The organism is Janthinobacterium sp. GMG1, assembly GCF_034427795.1.
Classification (GTDB): Bacteria; Pseudomonadota; Gammaproteobacteria; order Burkholderiales; family Burkholderiaceae_D; genus Janthinobacterium.
In genome coordinates, this window is sequence record NZ_JAXQNT010000001.1 from 382,176 (window position 1) to 401,983 (window position 19,808).

General features: G+C 63.5%; 19 protein-coding genes. 16 read left to right on the top strand and 3 right to left on the bottom strand.

Annotated features, from left to right (window positions below; all coding sequences use genetic code 11):
• The first annotated feature begins 20 nt into the window (after positions 1–20).
• From paaE to SJI03_RS01890, 16 genes are all read left to right on the top strand, one after another.
• Positions 21–1,100, top strand: a complete 1,080-nt coding sequence (paaE, locus tag SJI03_RS01815) for a 1,2-phenylacetyl-CoA epoxidase subunit PaaE (protein WP_099376448.1) — start codon at positions 21–23, stop codon at positions 1,098–1,100.
• A 50-nt stretch (positions 1,101–1,150) separates the two neighbouring features.
• A complete protein-coding gene (gene paaG / locus SJI03_RS01820; protein ID WP_322426066.1) occupies positions 1,151–1,942 on the top strand; it encodes a 2-(1,2-epoxy-1,2-dihydrophenyl)acetyl-CoA isomerase PaaG in 792 nt (263 codons plus the stop codon).
• A 1-nt stretch (position 1,943) separates the two neighbouring features.
• On the top strand, positions 1,944–3,512 hold the full coding sequence (gene paaH / locus SJI03_RS01825; protein ID WP_322426067.1) for a 3-hydroxyacyl-CoA dehydrogenase PaaH: 1,569 nt from the start codon (positions 1,944–1,946) through the stop codon (positions 3,510–3,512).
• Complete coding sequence (paaI, locus tag SJI03_RS01830) at positions 3,502–3,948, top strand: hydroxyphenylacetyl-CoA thioesterase PaaI (protein WP_322426068.1); 447 nt, start codon at positions 3,502–3,504, stop codon at positions 3,946–3,948. Before paaH ends, paaI begins: the two co-directional genes overlap by 11 nt.
• A gap of 68 nt (positions 3,949–4,016) precedes the next feature.
• The gene (gene paaK, locus SJI03_RS01835; RefSeq protein ID WP_070254579.1) at positions 4,017–5,345 is read left to right on the top strand and encodes a phenylacetate--CoA ligase PaaK; all 1,329 of its coding nucleotides are present in this window, start codon (positions 4,017–4,019) and stop codon (positions 5,343–5,345) included.
• Between the two features lie 22 nt (positions 5,346–5,367).
• Entirely contained in the window at positions 5,368–6,573 is a 1,206-nt protein-coding gene (pcaF, locus tag SJI03_RS01840; protein WP_322426069.1) for a 3-oxoadipyl-CoA thiolase, read from the top strand.
• 76 nt (positions 6,574–6,649) lie between these two features.
• Entirely contained in the window at positions 6,650–7,801 is a 1,152-nt protein-coding gene (locus SJI03_RS01845; RefSeq protein WP_322426070.1) for an ABC transporter substrate-binding protein, read from the top strand.
• A 72-nt stretch (positions 7,802–7,873) separates the two neighbouring features.
• Positions 7,874–8,752, top strand: coding sequence for a branched-chain amino acid ABC transporter permease (locus SJI03_RS01850; protein ID WP_322426071.1), 879 nt, complete (start codon positions 7,874–7,876; stop codon positions 8,750–8,752).
• Complete coding sequence (locus tag SJI03_RS01855; protein WP_322426072.1) at positions 8,749–9,732, top strand: branched-chain amino acid ABC transporter permease; 984 nt, start codon at positions 8,749–8,751, stop codon at positions 9,730–9,732. Before SJI03_RS01850 ends, SJI03_RS01855 begins: the two co-directional genes overlap by 4 nt.
• 1 nt (position 9,733) lies before the next feature.
• Positions 9,734–10,489 (top strand): ABC transporter ATP-binding protein, encoded by a 756-nt coding sequence (locus SJI03_RS01860; RefSeq protein WP_070311613.1) that lies wholly within the window; start codon positions 9,734–9,736, stop codon positions 10,487–10,489.
• Positions 10,489–11,220 carry an ABC transporter ATP-binding protein gene (locus SJI03_RS01865; protein WP_322426424.1) on the top strand — a complete coding sequence of 244 codons (732 nt, stop codon included), beginning with the start codon at positions 10,489–10,491 and terminating at the stop codon, positions 11,218–11,220. Before SJI03_RS01860 ends, SJI03_RS01865 begins: the two co-directional genes overlap by 1 nt.
• A gap of 9 nt (positions 11,221–11,229) precedes the next feature.
• Positions 11,230–11,844, top strand: a complete 615-nt coding sequence (paaY, locus tag SJI03_RS01870; protein WP_035822296.1) for a phenylacetic acid degradation protein PaaY — start codon at positions 11,230–11,232, stop codon at positions 11,842–11,844.
• Positions 11,845–11,867: 23 nt separating this feature from the next.
• Positions 11,868–13,919: a phenylacetic acid degradation bifunctional protein PaaZ gene (gene paaZ, locus SJI03_RS01875; protein WP_322426073.1), complete on the top strand. Its 2,052-nt coding sequence runs from the start codon at positions 11,868–11,870 to the stop codon at positions 13,917–13,919.
• Positions 13,920–14,313: 394 nt separating this feature from the next.
• On the top strand, positions 14,314–15,576 hold the full coding sequence (locus SJI03_RS01880) for a hypothetical protein (protein WP_322426074.1): 1,263 nt from the start codon (positions 14,314–14,316) through the stop codon (positions 15,574–15,576).
• A gap of 10 nt (positions 15,577–15,586) precedes the next feature.
• Positions 15,587–15,994, top strand: a complete 408-nt coding sequence (locus SJI03_RS01885; protein WP_070224256.1) for a hypothetical protein — start codon at positions 15,587–15,589, stop codon at positions 15,992–15,994.
• A gap of 61 nt (positions 15,995–16,055) precedes the next feature.
• Positions 16,056–17,633, top strand: a complete 1,578-nt coding sequence (locus SJI03_RS01890; RefSeq protein WP_322426075.1) for a methyl-accepting chemotaxis protein — start codon at positions 16,056–16,058, stop codon at positions 17,631–17,633.
• Here SJI03_RS01890 and SJI03_RS01895 read toward each other — a convergent pair.
• From SJI03_RS01895 to SJI03_RS01905, 3 genes are read right to left on the bottom strand one after another with little or no spacing between them, the layout of a single operon-like run.
• Positions 17,630–18,853 carry a Xaa-Pro peptidase family protein gene (locus SJI03_RS01895; RefSeq protein WP_322426076.1) on the bottom strand — a complete coding sequence of 408 codons (1,224 nt, stop codon included), beginning with the start codon at positions 18,851–18,853 and terminating at the stop codon, positions 17,630–17,632. The two genes, SJI03_RS01890 and SJI03_RS01895, sit on opposite strands and share 4 nt — an antisense overlap.
• 45 nt (positions 18,854–18,898) lie before the next feature.
• On the bottom strand, positions 18,899–19,435 hold the full coding sequence (locus SJI03_RS01900; RefSeq protein WP_235211743.1) for a type II secretion system protein: 537 nt from the start codon (positions 19,433–19,435) through the stop codon (positions 18,899–18,901).
• On the bottom strand, positions 19,422–19,805 hold the full coding sequence (locus SJI03_RS01905; RefSeq protein WP_099376693.1) for a type IV pilin protein: 384 nt from the start codon (positions 19,803–19,805) through the stop codon (positions 19,422–19,424). The genes SJI03_RS01900 and SJI03_RS01905 overlap by 14 nt, the downstream gene beginning before the upstream one ends.
• Positions 19,806–19,808: the final 3 nt, after the last annotated feature.

The window sequence follows — 19,808 nt, forward strand, 5'->3', positions numbered from 1 at the left end:
GAAGAAACTGGAGATGAAGCATGAGTAAATTTTATCCGCTGTGCGTAGCGAACGTGCGCAACGAAACGCGCGACACCATCGCCGTCACGTTCGACGTGCCAGCCGAGCTGCAGCAGCAGTTCCGCTTCCAGCAGGGCCAGCACCTGACCCTGCGCGCCCATATCAATGCAGAAGACGTGCGCCGCTCGTATTCCATCTGTTCCGCGGTGCAGGACGGCACCCTGCGTGTGGCCATCAAGCGCACGCCGGGTGGCGCCTTTTCGACCTGGGCGAACGACACCTTGAAGGCCGGCGCCACCATCGAGGTGATGCCACCCATGGGCCACTTCAACGTGCCGCTCGACTGCGTCAACCGCAAGCACTACCTGGCGTTCGCGGCCGGCAGCGGCATCACACCCATCCTCTCCATCATCAAGACGACATTGCTGACGGAACCACTGAGCCGCTTCACCCTGTTCTACGGTAACCGCGCCTCGTCGTCCGTCATCTTCAAGGAAGAATTGACGGACCTGAAGGATGTGTACCTGGAGCGTTTGAACCTCGTCTATGTGATGAGCCGCGAGCAGCAGGACATCGAACTGTTCAACGGCCGCATCACGCAGGAAAAATGCGAGCAGTTCCTGCAGCACTGGATCCGTGTGGAAGACTACGACAACGCCTTTATCTGCGGGCCGGAAGACATGATGCTGGGCGTCTCCGCCGCCCTGCAGGCAGCCGGCATGCCCAAGCAAAATATCAAGATCGAACTGTTCGCCGCCAGCATCCCGAAAAACGCCCACAAGCCGCGCGCCCAGCTCGATGCTGGCGTGGTGCAGGAAACGGAAGTGACTGTCATCATGGATGGCAATCACACCACTTTCACGATGGACAAGGACAAGGAATCCATCCTCGACGCGGGCCTGCGCCAAGGCATCGATATGCGCTACTCGTGCAAGGGCGGCGTGTGCTCTACCTGCCGCTGCAAGATCCTCGACGGCAAGGTTGAAATGGACGTCAACTACGCGCTGGAAGACTATGAGGTGGCGCGCGGCTTCGTCCTCAGTTGCCAGAGTTTTCCACTCACCGACAAGGTCGTGGTCGACTTCGATCAGGCTGAATAAAGCCGGTGCAGGGCTGGTGCCCTGCCGTACCCATTAAAAAGCGAGACGCCATGAGCTACCAAAACATCCTCTTTACCATCGAGCAGGGCATCGCCATCCTGACCCTGAACCGCCCCGACAAGCTCAATAGCTTTACACAAGCCATGCACGAGGAAGTGCGCGACGCGATTGCCAAGGTCAACGCCGACAGCGCCGTGCGCGTGTTCGTGCTGACGGGGGCGGGCCGCGGCTTTTGCGCGGGCCAGGATCTGTCCGACCGCGCCGTCGAACCGGGTTCGAAGGGTGTGGACCTGGGCGAATCCGTGGAAAAGAACTATGCGCCGCTGGTGCTGGCCTTGAAAGCCTTGCCGATGCCCGTGATCTGCGCCGTCAACGGCGTGGCCGCCGGCGCGGGCGCCAACCTGGCGCTGGCCTGCGACATCGTCATCGCCGGCAAGTCGGCCAGTTTTGTCGAAGTGTTCTGCAAACTGGGCCTGATCCCGGACACGGGCGGCACCTTCTTCCTGCCGCGCCTGATCGGTTCGGCGCGCGCCATGGGCCTGGCCATGCTCGGCGAAAAACTGACGGCGGAAAAGGCGGAAGACTGGGGCCTGATCTGGAAATGCGTTGAGGATGCGGAACTGGCGCAGGAAACGCGCAAGCTGGCCGTGCATTTTTCCACGGCGCCGACCAAGGGCCTGGCCTACACCAAGCAGGCGCTGGCCGCCAGCGGCGCCAATACCCTTCCGCAGCAGCTTGCGCTGGAAGCGCGCATGATGAGCGATCTCGGTAACAGCGACGATTACCGCGAAGGCGTGGCCGCCTTCATGGAAAAGCGCGCACCGCAATTCAAGGGACATTGATATGACCGCATTGGCAAATAACAGTATCGTCGCCGTCATCGGTAGCGGCGCCATGGGCGCCGGCATCGCGCAGGTGGCCGCGGCCGCCGGCTACAGAGTCAAACTGTATGACACGCGGGCGGAAGCGGTGAGCAAGGCCTTGCTTGACATCGGCAAGATGTATGCGAAGCTGGCCGACAAGGGCCGCATGACGCTTGACGAAGCCACTGCCGCCACGGCGCGCCTGCAGGCGGCCGGCAGCCTGGCCGATGTGAGCGATGCTGCCCTGGTGGTGGAAGCCATCGTGGAAAATCTCGATGTCAAGCGCGGCCTGTTCGCCGAACTGGAATCACTGGTGGCCGACGACTGCATCCTGGCGACGAACACTTCTTCGATTTCCGTCACGGCGATTGCCGCCAAGCTGCGCCGCCCTGAACGCCTGGTCGGCATGCATTTCTTTAATCCCGTGCCCCTGATGGCGCTGGTGGAAGTGATCAGTGGCCTGGCCACCAGCGAGCAGGTTGCCGCCACCGTCTACGACACCTCGATTGCCTGGGGCAAGAACCCCGTGCATGCGAAATCGACGCCGGGCTTCATCGTCAACCGCGTCGCCCGTCCGTTTTACGCGGAAGGCTGGCGCTTGCTGAACGAACAGGCGGGCGATGCCGCCACCATCGATGCCGTGCTGCGCGAGGCGGGCGGATTCCGCATGGGCCCATTCGAATTGATGGACCTGATCGGTCATGACGTGAATTTCTCTGTCACCCAATCCGTGTTCGGCGCCTATTTCAACGACCCGCGCTTCACGCCGTCCGTGCTGCAGCAGGAAATGGTCAACGCCGGTTTCCTGGGCCGCAAATCGGGCCGTGGCTTTTACCCGTATGGCGAAGGTGCCGTTGCCCCCGTGGCGCAGGCGGAAAGCGCACAGCCGAAGCCGGAATTCGTCGCCCTGTCGGCAGCCATCGGCGGCGATGGCCGTGGCCACAGCGGCATCATCCACAGCCTGGTGCAGCGCCTGGAGCACGCGGGCATCACCGTCAGCCGCCGCGTGACGCAGGAAGGCCAGACACACGATGAAGCGCCTGCCCTGCATTGCCATGGCGCCGCGATCTATCTGACAGATGGCCGCAGCGCCACCCAGCGCGCGCACGACAACCAGCATCCGGATACGGTGCTGTTCGACCTGGCGCTCGATTACGCCGGTGCCAAGCGCATCGCCGTGGCCCGTGCGGACCAGTGCAGCGATACCGCCTACGCGGCCGTCGTCGGCCTGTTCCAGGCGGCCGGTTTCATCGTCACGCGCCTGGATGACGTGCCGGGCCTGGCCGTCATGCGCACCGTCGCCATGCTGGCCAATGAAGCGGCAGACGCCGTCAACCAGGGCGTGTGCACGGTGGCTGCCGTCGATATCGCCATGCAGAAGGGCGTCAACTATCCACGCGGACCGCTGGCCTGGGCCGATGCCGTCGGCGTCCAGCACATTGTGACCGTACTGCAGCACCTGGCGCTGGGCTATGGCGAAGACCGCTACAGGGTCTCGCCGCTGCTGCGCCGCAAACTTGCCAATGGAGATCGCTTTCATGCCGAATGAAGACCATAACATGAGCGCGCAAGCCCTGGCCGAAGCGGCCGCCGCATCTATGCTGTCGCGCGATAACGCCACCGCCGCCATGGGCATCGCCCTGGCCGACGTGGGCCCCGGCCATGCGCGCATGACGATGACGGTGCGTGCCGACATGCTCAACGGCCACCAGACCTGCCATGGCGGCTTCATCTTCGCCCTGGCCGACAGCGCCTTCGCGTTTGCCTGCAACAGCTACAACCTGAACACCGTGGGCGCCGGCTGCACCATCGATTACCTGGCGCCTGGCCGCGAAGGCGACGTGCTGACGGCGCATGCCGTCGAACAGGCGCTGGCCGGCAAGAGCGGCGTGTATGACGTCAAGGTCAGCAACCAGGACGGGCGCGCCATCGCGCTCCTCCGTGGCAAGTCGATTCGCGTGGCGGGTGAAGTCATCAGCAATTGAAGTGACAAGAGCAGGCTTGAACTGCCGGAACGAATTACACAGTTATAGAACCGAATCAGGAGACAGAGATGGTCCAGAGAACCCCAGCACCGAATGACCTCGAACCGATCGAGCGCGCCAGCAAGGATGAACTGCAGGCGCTGCAGCTCGAACGCATGAAGTGGACGCTCAAGCACGCGTATGACAACGTGCCCCATTACCGCGCCGCTTTTGACGAAGCGGGCGTGCATCCCGACGACCTGAAATCGCTGTCCGATCTGGCCAAATTCCCGTTCACCGATAAAAAAGTCTTGCGCGACAATTACCCGTTCGGCCTGTTCGCCGTACCGCGCGAGCAAGTGGTGCGCATCCATGCGTCCAGCGGCACGACGGGCAAGGCCACGGTGGTCGGCTACACGCAGAACGACATCGATACCTGGGCCAACGTGGTGGCGCGCTCGATCCGCGCCGGCGGCGGCCGCGCGGGCGACATGGTGCACATCTCCTACGGCTACGGCCTGTTCACGGGTGGCCTGGGCGCGCATTACGGCGCCGAGCGCCTCGGTTGCACGGTCATTCCGATGTCCGGCGGGCAGACGGAAAAGCAGGTGCAACTGATCCAGGATTTCAAGCCGTCTATCATCATGGTCACGCCATCGTACATGCTCAACATCATCGAGGAATTCACGCGCCAGGGCCTGGACCCGGCTGAATCGTCGCTGAAGGTGGGCATCTTCGGCGCCGAGCCGTGGACGGACGCCATGCGTTCGGAAATCGAGGCGCGCGCCGGCATCGACGCCGTCGATATCTATGGCCTGTCCGAAGTGATGGGCCCTGGCGTGGCGTCCGAATGCATCGAAAGCAAGGATGGTCCCGTCATCTGGGAAGACCATTTCTACCCCGAGATCATCGACCCGGAAACGGGCGAAGTGCTGCCGGACGGCGAAGAGGGTGAGCTGGTGTTTACCTCGCTGTCGAAAGAAGCGCTGCCCATCATCCGCTACCGCACGCGCGACCTGACCCGCTTGCTGCCGCCGACTTCGCGCTCGATGCGCCGCATCGGCAAGATCACGGGCCGCTCGGACGACATGCTGATCATTCGCGGCGTGAACGTCTTCCCCACGCAGATCGAAGAGCTGATTCTCAAAATGCCGAAGCTGGCGCCGCAATACCAGCTGGTGGTGACGCGCGACGGCCACCTCGACAAGCTGGAAGTGGTGGCCGAGCTGCGCATCGACCTGACCGCCACCATCTCGGCCAGCGAAACGGATGCACTGGCGCGCGAGCTGGAACACCGCATCAAGACGCACGTGGGCGTGAGCACGCGCGTGCGCCTGGTGGCCGCCGCCGGCATCGAACGCACCCTGACGGGCAAGGCCCGCCGCGTGGTCGACCAGCGCCCGAAGATTTTCTCCTGATAGCCCGAACAAGGAAGCAAACATGAACGAAGCCTTTATCTGTGACGCCGTACGCACACCCTTCGGCCGTTATGGCGGTGCGCTGTCCAGCGTGCGCGCGGACGACCTGGGCGCGCTGCCGATTGCCGCGTTGATCGCCCGCAATCCATCCGTCGACTGGGCTGCCATCGACGACGTGTTCTACGGCTGCGCCAATCAGGCGGGCGAGGACAACCGCAACGTGGGCCGCATGGCCGCGCTGCTGGCCGGCTTGCCGGCGGCCGTGCCGGCCAATACCATCAACCGCCTGTGCGGCTCCAGCCTGGATGCAGTCGGCATGGCCGCCCGCTCCATCAAGGCGGGCGAGGCGGAACTGATCATCGCCGGTGGCGTGGAAAGCATGACGCGCGCGCCGTTCGTGATGGGCAAGGCCGACAGCGCGTTTTCGCGCGCGGCGAAAATCGAAGACACCACCCTGGGCTGGCGTTTTGTGAACGGCAAGATGAAGGCGCAGTACGGCATCGACACGATGCCGGAAACGGCGGAAAACGTGGCCGTGGAATTTGGCATCAGCCGCGCCGACCAGGATGCGTTGGCACTGCGCAGCCAGCAGCGCTGGGCGGCCGCTAACGCGGCTGGCGTGTTTGATCGTGAAATCGTGCCCGTCGCCGTGCCGCAGAAAAAAGGCGAGCCGAAGATGGTAACGATGGATGAACATCCGCGCCCGGACACTTCGATCGAGATGCTGGCAAAGCTCAAGGGCGTCGTGGAAGTGGACGGCAGCGTCACGGCCGGCAATGCCTCGGGCTTGAACGACGGTGCCTGCGCCATCCTGCTGGCGTCCGCGGCTGCCGTGGACAAATACAAACTGACGCCGCGCGCAAAAGTGCTGGGCATGGCCACGGCCGGCCTGGCGCCGCGCATCATGGGTTTTGGCCCTTCGCCGGCGTCGCGCAAGGTGCTGGCGCAAACGGGATTGACCATCGAGCAGATGGACGTCATCGAACTCAATGAAGCGTTTGCCGCGCAGGCGCTGGCTGTCACGCGCGACCTGGGCCTGGCGGACGATGCGGCCCACGTCAATCCGAATGGCGGCGCGATCGCCATCGGCCACCCGCTGGGCGCATCGGGCGCGCGCCTGGTGATGGCCGCATTGAACCAGCTGGAACGCACTGGCGGGCGCTATGCGCTGTGCACCATGTGCATCGGCGTGGGGCAGGGTATTGCTGTAGTGATTGAACGCGTATAAAAAGTAAAAAAGGCGCAGGCTTGTAAAAAAGCGCCAACCATACATTGACCGTAGTGCCAACCTGGTGGAGACCACAATGATTGCCAATATCTTCAAGAAAACCCTGATCGCCGGCGTGCTGGCCATGTCCGCCGCAGGCGCGTATGCGGCCGATAACATCAAGATCGGTTCTGTGCTGTCCGTCACGGGACCGGCCGCCTTCCTGGGCGACCCTGAATTGAAAACCCTGCAGTTGTACATCGAGAAGATCAATGCGACCGGCGGCGTCCTGGGGCGCAAGCTGGAACTGGTGCATTACGACGATGGCAGCGATGCCGCCAAGGCCAACGGCTTTACCAAGCGCCTGATCGAGTCGGACAAGGTCGACGTGCTGATCGGCGGCACCACCACCGGTGCGACGATGGCGATGGCGCCGCTGGTGGAGCGCGCCAGCATGCCGTTCATCTCGCTGGCTGGCGCCGTGGTCATCATCGACCCGGTCAAGAAATGGGTTTTCAAGACGCCGCACACGGACCGCATGGCGGCCGAGAAGGTGTTCGAGGATATGAAGAAGCGCGGCATCAGCAAGGTGGGCCTGCTGTCGGAAACGAGCGGCTTTGGCGCCTCGGGCCGCAAGGAATCGCAAATCGTCGCCTCCAAATACGGCATCACGCTGGTGGCCGATGAAACCTATGGCCCGAAAGACACGGACATCACGGCACAGCTCACGCGCATCAAGAACACCGCCGGCGTGCAAGCCGTCTTCGTCTTCGGCCTGGGCCAGGGCCCGGCGGTCGTGACCAAGAACTACGGCCAGTTGGGCATGGCTGCGTTGCCGCTGTACCAGTCGCACGGCGTGGCGTCGGACGAATACCTGAAGCTGTCGGGCAAGGCCGCAGAAGGCGTGCGCCTGCCGACGCCGGCCTTGCTGATCGGCGCCATGCTGCCGGATGCCGATGCGCAGAAAGCCATCGTGGTCGGCTACGACAAGACGTATAAGGAGCGCTACAAGATCGATCCGTCGACTTTCGGCGGCTATGCGCTCGACGCGCTGAACCTGTCGGTGGACGCCATCAAGCGCGCCGGCGGAACGGATCGCGACAAAGTGCGGGCGGCGCTGGAATCGACCAAGGGTTTTGTGGGGACGACGGGGGTGTTCAACATGTCGGCCAAAGACCACATGGGCCTGGACCTGTCGGCGTTCCGCATGGTGGAAGTGAAGAACGGCGAATGGCAATTGTCGAAGTGATGTAAGCCAGAAGTACCTGCGCGGGCCGCCCTCGAAGGCGGCCCGCGCATAGCCGAACATAATGGAGACACCATGGAAGCCGCACAATTTCTACAATTTCTGTATTCCGGGATGACGGTCGGTTCCGCCTATGCGCTGGCGGCGCTGGGCTTTACCATCATCTACAACACCAGCGGCGTGATCAACTTCGCCCAGGGCGAGTTCATCATGCTGGGCGGGATGCTGGCCGCCGTGATGTCCGCCGCTGGCGTGCCGCTGCCGCTGGCCATCATTCTGGCCGTCATCGCCACCGGTATCGTTGGCCTGCTGATGGAAAAAACCGTGATCGAGCCGGCGCAGAACGCGCAGGTCATCACGCTGTTGATCATCACCATCGGCGCCTCGCTGGTGCTGCGCGGCCTCGTGCAAATCTGGCTGGGCAAGGATACGCACTCGCTGCCGGCCTTTTCCGGCGACGCGCCGATCGAATTTTTGGGCGCCAGCCTGCTGCCGCAAAGCCTGTGGGTGCTGGGCGTGACCGTCGTCATCGTGCTGGTTTTGGGCTGGTTCTTCGGGCGCACCCTGATGGGCAAGGCCATGCTGGCCACTTCGCACAACAAGCTGGCCGCGCAACTGGTGGGCATCAACACGCGCAAGGTGCTGCTGTTCTCGTTCGGCCTGTCGGCCCTGCTGGGCGCTGCGGGCGGCATCCTTGTTGCGCCGATCACGTATACCTCGTATGACGCGGGCATCATGCTGGGCCTGAAAGGCTTTGTCGCCGCCGTCCTCGGCGGCCTGGGCGGTGGCGCGGGCGCGATTGCCGGTGGCCTGATCCTGGGCATCGCCGAAGCCATGACGGCCGGATATATCTCGTCGGCTTATAAAGATGCTGTCCCCTTCGTGCTGATTTTATTGATCCTGTTCTTCCTGCCGCAAGGCTTGTTTGGCGCTAAAAATTCGGAGCGTGTATGAAGAATTTCTTGACCCGCTCACGCCACGGTGGCTTGCTGGTGCTCGCCCTGGTGCTGGCCATCCTGCCCCTGTTCCTCACCAATGCGTTCTATTATGACGTGGCGATCCGCATTGCCCTGAACGCCATCGTCGTCATCGGCCTGAACCTGTTGATGGGCTACACGGGCCAGATCAGCCTCGGTCACGCGGGTTTCTATGGCCTGGGCGCGTATGCGTCGGCCGTGCTGACCACGCACTACAACTGGCCGCCGCTGGCTGCCTTGGCCGCCGGCGCTGTCGCCACCGGTCTGCTGGCCCTGCTGCTGGCCCGTCCCGTGCTGAAACTCAAGGGCCATACCCTGGCCATGGCGACCCTGGGACTGGGCATCATCATTTCCATCGTCATCAACAACGAGACGCAGTGGACGGGTGGCCCGGACGGTATCGGCGTCTCGGCCTTCAGTGTCGCCGGCCTGGAAATCGCCGGTGAAAAATCGTGGTATCTGGTGTGCGCCGTGCTGCTGTTGCTGGTGACGTGGCTGGCCCTGAACTTGATCGATTCGCCTGTCGGCCGCGCGCTGCAAGCGATTCACGGTTCGGAAGTGGCGGCCCGCGTGGTCGGCGTCGATACGACCCGTTTCAAGGTGCGCGTGTTCGTGCTGTCGGCCGTCATTGCCAGCATCGCGGGCAGCATCAGCGCCCATTACATCGGTTTTATTACCCCGAACCTGGCCGGCTTCTTCCACTCGATCGAGCTGGTGACGATGGTGGTGGTGGGCGGCATGGCATCGATCTTCGGCTCCATCATCGGCGCGGCGCTGCTGACGATCCTGCCGCAACTGCTGTCCAGTTTTGAAGGCTGGGAAACGGTGGTGTTTGGCGTGATCCTGATGGCGACCATGATCTTCATGCCGAAAGGCCTGGTACCGAGCCTGGCCAGCCGTTCGCGCAAGCGTTCTGCTACGCCGAAAGCACCGCCTAAATCTGCACAGGAGGTCTGAGATGCTGACGATTAATAACCTGAGCAAGAGCTTTGGCGGCGTGCATGCGGTGCAGGATGTCAGTTTTACCGTCAAGGAGGGCAATATCCATTCCGTGATCGGACCGAACGGCGCCGGCAAGACGACCCTGTTCAACCTGATCACCGGCGTCTACACGCCGACCAAAGGCGAGATACTGCTCAATGGCGAGAACGTGGCCGCCATGTCGCCGGACGCGCTGGCGCGGCGCGGCATGAGCCGCACCTTCCAGAACCTGCAAGTGTGCATGAACATGACGGCAATCGACAATGTGATGGTGGGCGCGCACCTGCGCCTGAACCAGAACCTGTTCGCGTCCATGCTGCGTTTACCGTCCGTGCGTCGCGCGGATGCGGCTTGCCGCGACGAGGCGGCGGGCTTGATGGAGTTTGTCGGCGTGGGCCGGCATATCGATGACGAGGCGGGACAGATGTCGTATGGCGCCTTGAAACGCCTTGAAATCGCCCGCGCGCTGGCGGCCAAGCCGAAAGTGCTGCTGCTCGATGAGCCGGCCGCGGGCTTGAACCACACGGAGACGGGCGAGATCGAAGCCCTGATCCGCAAGGTGGCGCAATCGGGCGTGACGGTGGTGCTGGTCGAGCATGACATGAAACTGGTGATGAATCTGTCGGACCATATTTTGGTGCTCGACTATGGCAAGAAGCTGGCCGAAGGGACTGCCGCCGAAGTGCGCGCCAATCCCGACGTGGTGGCGGCCTATCTGGGAGTGGCGGCATGATGAAGATGGAAAAACCTCAGACTCCGCTGGTGCTCGATATCGCCGGCCTGACCAGCCACTATGGCCGTATCCAGGCCTTGCATGGCATCGACCTGCAGGTGCGCCAGGGCCAGCTGGTGGCGCTGGTGGGTGCGAATGGCGCCGGCAAGACGACCCTGCTGCGCGCCATCTCCGGCGTGCAGCCGATCAGCGCCGGCAGCATCGCCTTCGCCGGCCAGGACGTCAGCCGCATGAGCGCCGACAAGCGCGTGCGCAGCGGCATCTGCCAGGTGCCGGAAGGGCGCCAGGTGTTCGGCCCCATGACGGTGGAAGACAATCTGCGCCTGGGCGCGTTTACACGTCCCGCACAGGACGTGGCGGGCGACATGGAACGCATGTATGGCCTGTTCCCGATCCTGAAGGAAAAGCGCCTGCTGCTGTCCGGGACCTTATCTGGCGGACAGCAGCAGATGCTGGCCATGGCGCGCGCGCTGATGGGCCGTCCGCAACTGCTGCTGCTCGATGAGCCGAGCATGGGCCTGGCGCCCCTGCTGATCGCGGAGATCTTCCGCATCGTGGCCGAACTGCGCGACCAGGGCATCACCATCTTCCTCGTTGAACAGAACGCGCATGCCGCCCTGTCGATTGCCGACGTGGGCTATGTGATCGAGACGGGCGCCATCACGCTGTCCGGCCCCGGTCCAGAATTGCTGCATAACGAGCAGGTACAAAGCGCCTATCTGGGCATGTAAGGAGTCAGTATGGTCAAAGTCTACGAAATCAACGGCGTTACCCCCGTCGTCCACCCCAGCGCCTATGTGCACCCGTCGGCCGTGCTGATTGGCGACGTGATCGTCGGCCCGCGCTGCTATATCGGTCCGCTGGCCTCGATCCGCGGCGACTTCGGCCGATTGATCCTGGAAGAGGGCGCGAACCTGCAGGATACCTGCGTCATGCATGGCTTCCCCGGCTGCGACACGGTGGTCGAAGTCGACGGCCATATCGGCCATGGCGCCGTGCTGCATGGCTGCCGCATCGGCCGCAATGCGCTCGTCGGCATGAACGCCGTGGTGATGGATAACGCCGTGATCGGCGAGGAATCCATCGTCGCGGCCATGAGTTTCGTCAAGGCGGGCATGATCGTCGCGCCGCGCAGCATGGTGGTGGGCACGCCGGCCAAGATCATCCGCGCGCTGACCGACGATGAAATCAAATGGAAAAGCTCGGGCACGGGCCAGTACCACGAACTGGCCGTGCGCTCCATGCAGACGATGCGCGAAGTGGAAGCCCTGACGGAAGTCGAGGCGAACCGCCAGCGCCTGAATTTCGAATCGGCCTTGCCGCTGCATTTGCACAAGAACGCTGCGGCGCAGTAAAAACCAACATAGGAGTAAACCACATGGCTCAAATATCCACCCTGCAAAGCCTGATCGCCGGCCGCTGGCTGGGCGAAAGTGCCGCCGTGCCCCTGCACAGCGCCTTGAACAACCGCGTCATCTATCACACGCATGCGGAAAAGATCGACTTCGACGAAGCCGTCACGTATGCGCGCAAGACGGGCGTGCCGGGTCTGATGGCGCTCGATTTCCAGCAGCGCGCCGCGCGCCTGAAGGCGCTGGCCCTGTACCTGGTCGAGCGCAAGGAAGAGCTGTATGCGATTTCGCATTTGTCGGGCGCCACGCGCGCCGACAGCTGGGTCGACATCGAAGGCGGCACGGGCACCCTGTTCGCCTACGCCAGCATGGGCAGCAACGAGCTGCCATCGTCGAACGTGCTGCACGAAGGCCCGGCCATCGCGCTGGGCAAGAAGGGCGGTTTCGCCGGCACGCACATCCTGGTGCCGCGCGGCGGCCTGGCCGTGCATATCAACGCTTTCAACTTCCCCATCTGGGGCTTGCTGGAAAAATTCGCGCCCAGCTTCCTGGCGGCCATGCCCTGCATCGCCAAGCCGGCCACGGCGACGAGCTATCTGACGCAGGCCGTCGTGCGCATGATGCATGAATCGGGCTTGCTGCCAGCCGGCAGCTTGCAGCTGGTGATCGGCTCCACGGGCGACTTGCTGGACCGCCTGAATGGCCAGGATTTCGTGACATTCACAGGATCGGCCGCGACTGCCGCCAAGCTGCGCACCAATTCCAACCTGATCGCCCAGTCCGTGCCGTTCAACGGCGAAGCCGATTCGCTCAATTGCGCCATCCTGGCGCCGGACGTCACGCCAGACGACGTGGAATTCGACCTGTTCGTCAAGGAAGTCGTGCGCGAAATGACGGGCAAGTCGGGCCAGAAATGCACGGCGATTCGCCGCATCATCGTACCCGAACACCTGATGGACGCCGTCGGCACGCGCTTGCGCGAACGCCTGGCCAAGGTGGTGGTGGGCGATCCGTCCATCGAAGGCGTGCGCATGGGCGCTCTGGCCTCGAAAGAGCAGCAGAACGACGTGGCCGAACGTGTCGCCACCCTGTCGCAGGGCAACGAGGTGGTATTTGGCGCGGCCGACGGTTTCAATCCGCTCGGCGATGGCGCGCAGGATGGCAGCTTCTTCTCGCCGACCTTGCTGCTGTGCCGCGACGCCTTCGGCAACGACGCCGTGCATGACGTGGAAGCGTTCGGCCCCGTCAGCACCATGATGGGCTATAACGATATCGACGAGGCGCTGGCCCTGGCCGCGCGCGGCAAGGGCAGCCTGGTGAGCACCCTGGTGACGCGTGATCCGAAGATTGCCGCGCGCGTGGTGCCGCAAGTGGCGGCCACGCATGGCCGCGTGCACGTGCTCGAGCGCGTGGCGTCCGTCGATTCGACGGGCCATGGCTCGCCCCTGCCGCAACTGAAGCACGGCGGCCCTGGCCGCGCGGGCGGCGGCGAAGAGCTGGGCGGCGTGCGCGCCGTGCGCCACTACCTGCAACGGGCGGCCGTGCAAGGTTCGCCCACCATGCTGGCGGCCATCACCGGCGAATACGTGCGCGGCGCGGACATCAACGAAAGCCCGATCCACCCGTTCCGCAAGCACTTCGAAGACTTGAAGACGGGCGACTCGCTGCTGACGCACCGCCGTACCGTCAGCGAAGCGGACATCGTCGCCTTTGGCGGCATCTCAGGCGACTTCTTCTACATGCACTTCGATGAAATCGCGGCCAAGGAATCGCAGTTCGGCAAGCGCATCGCCCATGGCTACTTCGTGCTGTCGGCCGCTGCCGGCCTGTTCGTCTCGCCTGGCGTCGGCCCCGTGCTGGCCAACTATGGCCTGGATAACCTGCGCTTCGTCGCCCCCGTCGCCATCGGCGACACCATCCGTGCGCGCCTGACGTGCAAGCGCAAGGTCGACCGCAACCGCAAGGATGTCTTTGGCGTGGGCCAGGGCGTGGTCGCGTGGGACGTGCAGGTGACGAACCAGAACGAGGAACTGGTGGCCAGCTACGACATTCTGACCCTGGTGTCGAAGCGCGAGTAAGCGTTTCCGGCAGGACTGGTTTGAACGGCGCCACCCGCGATCTTCGCGCGGGTGGCGCTTTTTTTATTCCGCTTCTTTTCGTCTTGAATTATCCATAAGTGTATGAAAAATATAGGCTAAGTGTGGTTTTGCACGGCGTGCTATTTAGATAAACCCCTCTAGAACGCGTGCTTTTTTCGTAAAAAGGGGCGAATTCGCTCATTGCCTCAAGAAAACCTTCCAACGTAAAACCTTTTCTCTGTAGCATGGTTTTACTCACTGGTCACGCCGCCAAGCACGCTCCTCGACGCGATGGCGGCGAGAAAAAACGGACCCGGCCTTTTACGGCCGGTGAGCCATCGACCGCGAGTCCCATTCCACGATTAACGTTCACCGCTACGGGTATTTAATTACTATGAATAAACACGTCCTGATTTTCCTGCTGGCCATGCCCCTGGCCATCAGCCATGCCTATGCCGAAGAGGCCACTGGTCCCGCGGTCAAGATCAGCGGTTACGGCACGGCCGCCCTGACCATGGCCGATACCGATAACGCGCAGTTCGCGCGCCCGAACCAGGCGGCTGGCGCCAGCAAGACAGCCCGGACGGGCGTCGATTCCAACCTGGGACTGCAAGCCAATGTCACCGTCAATCCCTGGCTGTCGGCCACCGTGCAGGGCCTGGCGCGCAAGGATGGCGAGGACGATTTCGGCGCCGAACTGGCCTGGGCCTTTGCCAAGGCCAAGGTGTCGGACAGCTTCAGCGTGCGCGTCGGCCGCATGGGCCTGCCCGTCTTCATGATTTCCGATTACCGTAACGTGGGCTATGCCAACACCATGCTGCGCCCGCCCGGCGAAATGTATTCGCAGGTACCCCTGAACAGCATCGATGGCATCGACGGCACCTACCAGTTCAGCGCGGGCGATACCAGCATCACCACGCAGCTGGCGCTGGGCCGGACCAAGGCCACCCTGGCCACGGGGCCCGCGTCGACCGTGCAGGTGGAAGGCAAGTCCATCGTCGCCCTCAACGTGGTGGCCGAGCATGGCCCCGTCACCGTGCGCTTCGGCCGTGCCGAGACCAAGCTGACGATCAACGATTCGCCCAGCCTGAATACCTTGATGGGCAGCTTGCGCGCGGCCGGCAGCGGCTACAGGATCGCCCAGCTGGGCGCTCTGGCCGATGCGCTGGAAGTCAAGGACAAGAAGGCGTCGTTCACGTCCGTGGGCCTGGGCCTGGACTGGAACAATGTGCTGCTGCAGTCGGAATATGCGAAGCGCAAGACGGACAGCTATGTCAGCGACAGCACCTCGTGGTACGTGATGGGCGGCTACCGCATCGGCGCCTTTTTGCCGTACTACAGCCACGCCAGCCTGAAGGCCGATGGCCGCGTGAACAACTCCGTGCCCGCATCCTGCCCTGCCGGCTATCCTGCCGCCTGCACGCCGACCCTGCGCGCCCTGTCGACCGGCGTCGATACCCTGGCTTATACGCGCAACCAGCTCGAGCAATCGACGGACAGCATCGGCGTGCGCTGGGATTTCCACCGTTCGGCCGCGCTGAAAGTGCAGATCGACCGCATCAAGCCGAAGAATGGTCCTGGCCTGTTCGTGCAAGCCAAGCCAGGCTTCCATGGCCCCGTCACGGTGGCTGCCGCTGCCATCGATTTCGTTTTCTAAGGAGCGCCGCATGAAACCATTGATCTTGAATGTGGCTGCCTTGCTGGCGCTGTCGACCGCCGTTCCCGCCATGGCCGAAGTGGTCGTGGTGGTCAATCCGAAGAGTGCCGCGGGCGCCATGACGAATGAACAGGTGGCGCAGTTTTTCCTCGGTAAATCGACGGCCATGACGCCGATCGACCAGCCGGAAAGCGCGCCCGTGCGCGCCGAGTTCTACAAGAAGGTGACGGACAAGGAACCGTCGCAGGCGAAGGCCTTGTGGTCCAAGCTGGTCTTCACGGGCAAGGCGACCTTGCCGAAGGAAGTGGCCAATAGCGCCGACGTGAAGAAGGCCGTGGCCGCCGATCCGAAAGCCATCGGCTATATCGAAAAGAGTGCCGTCGACGCCAGCGTCAAAGTGGTGCTGACGGCGCCATAAAGCCGGCCCGGGCCGCGCGCCATGCGGCGGCCCGATAATTCATCAAAATCAGGAGACAGCAATGAGCATCAAACGCAAGATATGGGCGCTGCCTGTCGTCTCGGCCGTGATTTTCGGGCTGGGGCTGGCCGTCAGCGCCTATCTGTCCACGGCCACGCTCAATTCCATCCACGCCACCGAAAGTGCCGACTATCCCGTGCTCGACTTGGCCAAGTCGCTGACCCTGGACGTGGCCGCTGTCGGCGATGCCCTGCGCGACGCCGTCAGCGAAGGCGACAAGGAGCGCATCGGACAAGTCGGCGGCCAGGCAGTCAAGCTGCGCGAAAAGTTGACCGCCTTTGCGGCGATCCCCGGCCAGCGCGAGCAGGGCCAGCGGCTGGCCAGGGAATTCGATGCTTACTATGCGCCGGCGCTGAGCGCGGCGCGCATCATGCTGGAAATGGAAGAGGGCGACCCGCAAGCGACCGTGGCGCGCATGCAGGGCGCGCTGGCGGTGCTCAACACGGACCTGGCCAGGACCAACGAACAGGCGCAATTGCAATTCAAGCAGGGCATCGAACGCAGCGCGGCCAATGTGCGCAATGCGCTCAATACCAGCATCGTCGTGGCGCTGGCCGTCATCGTCTGCCTGGTGGCCGTGTCGCATTTCGTCGTGCGCGCCATCTGGCAGCAGCTGGGCGGCGAGCCCGAATACGCGCGCCAGATCGCGCGCGCCGTGGCCGATGGCGACCTCTCGATGGAGATCGCCACCGAGGCAGGCGACCAGGCCAGCCTGCTGGCGGCATTGAAAGAGATGCGCGGCCGGCTGGCCGGCATGGTGTCCGGTATCAAGGCGTCGGCCGAAACCATCCAGGTGGCCAGCGCCGAAATCGCGCAGGGCAATGCGGACCTGGCCGCACGCACGGAATCGCAGGCGGGCAGCCTGGATCAGACGGCGCGCAGCATGGACAGCTTGACTTCCACCGTGCGCGACAACGCCGCCAACGCGGGCCAGGCGCACGAACTGGTTGTGTCGGCATCGTCGGTGGCCGTGAAGGGTGGGCAAGTGGTCAGCCAGGTGGTCACCACCATGGGCGAGATCAACGACTCGTCCAAACGCATCGTCGACATCATCGGCGTGATCGACGGCATCGCTTTCCAGACCAATATCCTGGCCTTGAATGCGGCCGTGGAAGCGGCGCGCGCGGGTGAACAGGGACGCGGCTTTGCCGTGGTGGCGTCCGAAGTGCGCAACCTGGCGCAGCGCAGCGCGGCAGCGGCGCGTGAAATCAAGCAATTGATCGGCGATTCGGTGGCCAAGGTGAATGTCGGCTCGAAGCTGGTTGACGAGGCGGGCCTGACCATGGGCCAGATCGTCGACTCCGTGAAAAAGGTGGCCGACATCATGGCCGAGATCAGCGCCGCGAGCCAGGCGCAAAGCGCCGGCATCGGGGACATCGGCGTGGCCATCGGCAGCATGGACCAGATGACGCAGCAAAATTCCGCACTGGTGGAAGAAGCATCTGCTGCGGCAGAATCGCTGCAGGAACAGGCCGTGCAGCTGGGCACGGCGCTGGCCGTGTTCAAGCTGGCGCAGGGTGGTTTGGTGCCGATTGCCACCGTGCCGGCGGCACGGCGGCTGGCGTTGACGAAGGCTTAAGCGCGCAAGCCGAACGGGTCGTCGATGCTGTGCGCTGGTTCGGTGAACCAGCGTGCGCCGTTTTCCGTCATGTAAAAATGGTCTTCGTGGCGGATACCGAATTCGCCGGGGATGCAGATCATCGGCTCGTTCGAGAAGCACATGCCCACGTCGAGCGGCGTCGTGTCATTGCCCACCAGGTAAGGCCACTCGTGGATATCGAGACCGATGCCGTGTCCCGTGCGGTGCGGCAGGCCGGGCAGCTTGTAGCCGGGGCCGAAGCCGTCTGCCTCCAGCGAAACGCGCGCGGCGCGGTCCACGTCGCCGCAGGGCACGCCCAGCCGGGCGGCCGCGAATGCGGCGGCTTGCGCCGCCTTTTCGCTGTTCCATACGCTGCGCTGGCGTTCGCTGATGTCGCCAAACACATAGGTGCGCGTGATGTCGGAGATGTAGTTCATCACCTGGCAGCCCGTGTCGATCAGCACCGTGTCGCCCGCCTTCAGGGTTTGCACGTAATTGACGCCATGCGGATACGCGGTCGCTTCGCCGAACAGCACGATGCAGAAATACGAGCGGGGTGCCCCCACCTTGCGGTGCGCACGCTGGATGAATTCTTCCACTTCCACCGTCGTGATGCCTTCGACCAGCATGCTGGCCGTGGCCACGTGTACGGCCAGGGTCATGTCCATCACGCGCTGCATCAGGGCGATTTCCGCCGCTGACTTGCGGCTGCGGCAGTACGCCGTGACGGCGCGGGCGTTTTCCAGCGCATAGCCGGGCGCCAGCGGTTTGACGCCGTCGTAGATGAAGAAGGCGGCGCTTTCGCAGATGCCCACGCGCGGGGCCGTAGCCGCATCCTGGGCGATCCCCATGCGCGCCAATACGTCAACGAACAGCTGGTACGGGCTTTCATGCTCTTCCCAGCAATTGACCTTGCCTTCAATGAGCATGAAGCCCGTCAAGGTGCTTTCCTCGAAGGCGGGGGCGATGTATTCGATGTCGCCGCTGGCTGGCAGGATGGCGCCCACCATGCGTTCGCTGGCATACCATTTGGTGCCCGTGAAATAGGTGAGATTGGCGCCCGCGTTCAGGTAGACCGCAGCGATGCCCTGTTTGCGCATGAACGCTTGCGCCTTGGCGATGCGTTGCGCATGTTCGTCCTTGCCGATGGCGACCATGCCGCCCGTCATGTCCGACAGCGATGCCAATGCCTGTTCGATGGAAGTGCCACCTATGCTCATGCCTGCTCCTTTGCTCAATGCGGAATATGGAATGCGGGCATGATATCAGTTCGCGCCTTTCGGCTTGAGTCCGGGCGCGCCGCCGGCGGCATCGGGCGGCGCGAGCACCAGGTCGTGCGGATAGGTGAAGTGCCAGTCTGCGTAGCGCTGCTTGCGGCGCAGGCTGGCGTCTTCGTCGAGAAAATTGTCCTGCTTGATGGGCAGCTGCGGCGACAGCGAATGGATGCCGACGATGCGTCCCTCCTGCCGCAGCACGCCCCATTCCGCCTTGCCCGTGACGGGATCCGCATACAGGCGGCGCAAATGCCGCCGGGCGTTGGCAAAGCGCGGGTCGCGCAGCAATTCCTGCAGGGTCAATGGATAGCGGGGCCGCCCGTCGCCCGGCGTGCTGTCGTAGTAGCGGCCCAGCGCATTGCGGAATTCATGGCCGATGAACAGCAGCTCGCGTTCCTTGTCGCGCCGCGCGGCCGTGGCATGCAATTCGCTGGCCAGCACCAGGCCGACGCCCATGAAGGCCACCAGCATCAGGGTCCAGATATACGCGAAGCCCCGTGCGCGGCGTCGAAAATCAGAGCTGCTCAAAGGGGATGCCCTCGCGCGTCTTGCCCTTGGCGCCGCTGCGCACGTCGGCCACGCCGCCGATCTCGCCATTCGGCGAAGGAATCAGCTGCCAGGTGGCGGCGGACTCCGTGACGGGATCGAGCGGCACGCTGCGGAAGTAATGGTGGGTCACCAGGTCGGCCAGCGCGGCCGGATATTCGCCCTTGTCGGCATAGTATTTATCCAGGCCACTCCTGAGCACCTGCAGGTTTTCCTTCAGCGCGACTTCCTTCGATTTTTCTACGGAGCCGAAATAGCGGGGAATGGCGATCGTCAGCAGCAGCGAGATGATGGCCAGCACCACCAGCAGTTCGACCAGCGTAAAACCGCGGCGAGGAGAAGAGACTGGCATCGG

Excerpts from the sequence above, each read along its gene's own strand:
- paaK (WP_070254579.1), top strand. The coding sequence starts at position 4,017 with ATGGTCCAGAGAACCCCAGCACCGAATGACCTCGAACCGATCGAGCGC.
- SJI03_RS01865 (WP_322426424.1), top strand. The coding sequence starts at position 10,489 with ATGAAGATGGAAAAACCTCAGACTCCGCTGGTGCTCGATATCGCCGGC.
- paaY (WP_035822296.1), top strand. The coding sequence starts at position 11,230 with ATGGTCAAAGTCTACGAAATCAACGGCGTTACCCCCGTCGTCCACCCC.
- pcaF (WP_322426069.1), top strand. The coding sequence starts at position 5,368 with ATGAACGAAGCCTTTATCTGTGACGCCGTACGCACACCCTTCGGCCGT.
- paaI (WP_322426068.1), top strand. The coding sequence starts at position 3,502 with ATGCCGAATGAAGACCATAACATGAGCGCGCAAGCCCTGGCCGAAGCG.
- SJI03_RS01850 (WP_322426071.1), top strand. The coding sequence starts at position 7,874 with ATGGAAGCCGCACAATTTCTACAATTTCTGTATTCCGGGATGACGGTC.
- SJI03_RS01890 (WP_322426075.1), top strand. The coding sequence starts at position 16,056 with ATGAGCATCAAACGCAAGATATGGGCGCTGCCTGTCGTCTCGGCCGTG.
- paaH (WP_322426067.1), top strand. The coding sequence starts at position 1,944 with ATGACCGCATTGGCAAATAACAGTATCGTCGCCGTCATCGGTAGCGGC.
- SJI03_RS01905 (WP_099376693.1), bottom strand. The coding sequence starts at position 19,805 with ATGCCAGTCTCTTCTCCTCGCCGCGGTTTTACGCTGGTCGAACTGCTG.
- SJI03_RS01885 (WP_070224256.1), top strand. The coding sequence starts at position 15,587 with ATGAAACCATTGATCTTGAATGTGGCTGCCTTGCTGGCGCTGTCGACC.
- SJI03_RS01880 (WP_322426074.1), top strand. The coding sequence starts at position 14,314 with ATGAATAAACACGTCCTGATTTTCCTGCTGGCCATGCCCCTGGCCATC.
- SJI03_RS01845 (WP_322426070.1), top strand. The coding sequence starts at position 6,650 with ATGATTGCCAATATCTTCAAGAAAACCCTGATCGCCGGCGTGCTGGCC.
- SJI03_RS01895 (WP_322426076.1), bottom strand. The coding sequence starts at position 18,853 with ATGAGCATAGGTGGCACTTCCATCGAACAGGCATTGGCATCGCTGTCG.
- paaZ (WP_322426073.1), top strand. The coding sequence starts at position 11,868 with ATGGCTCAAATATCCACCCTGCAAAGCCTGATCGCCGGCCGCTGGCTG.
- paaE (WP_099376448.1), top strand. The coding sequence starts at position 21 with ATGAGTAAATTTTATCCGCTGTGCGTAGCGAACGTGCGCAACGAAACG.
- SJI03_RS01855 (WP_322426072.1), top strand. The coding sequence starts at position 8,749 with ATGAAGAATTTCTTGACCCGCTCACGCCACGGTGGCTTGCTGGTGCTC.
- SJI03_RS01860 (WP_070311613.1), top strand. The coding sequence starts at position 9,734 with ATGCTGACGATTAATAACCTGAGCAAGAGCTTTGGCGGCGTGCATGCG.
- paaG (WP_322426066.1), top strand. The coding sequence starts at position 1,151 with ATGAGCTACCAAAACATCCTCTTTACCATCGAGCAGGGCATCGCCATC.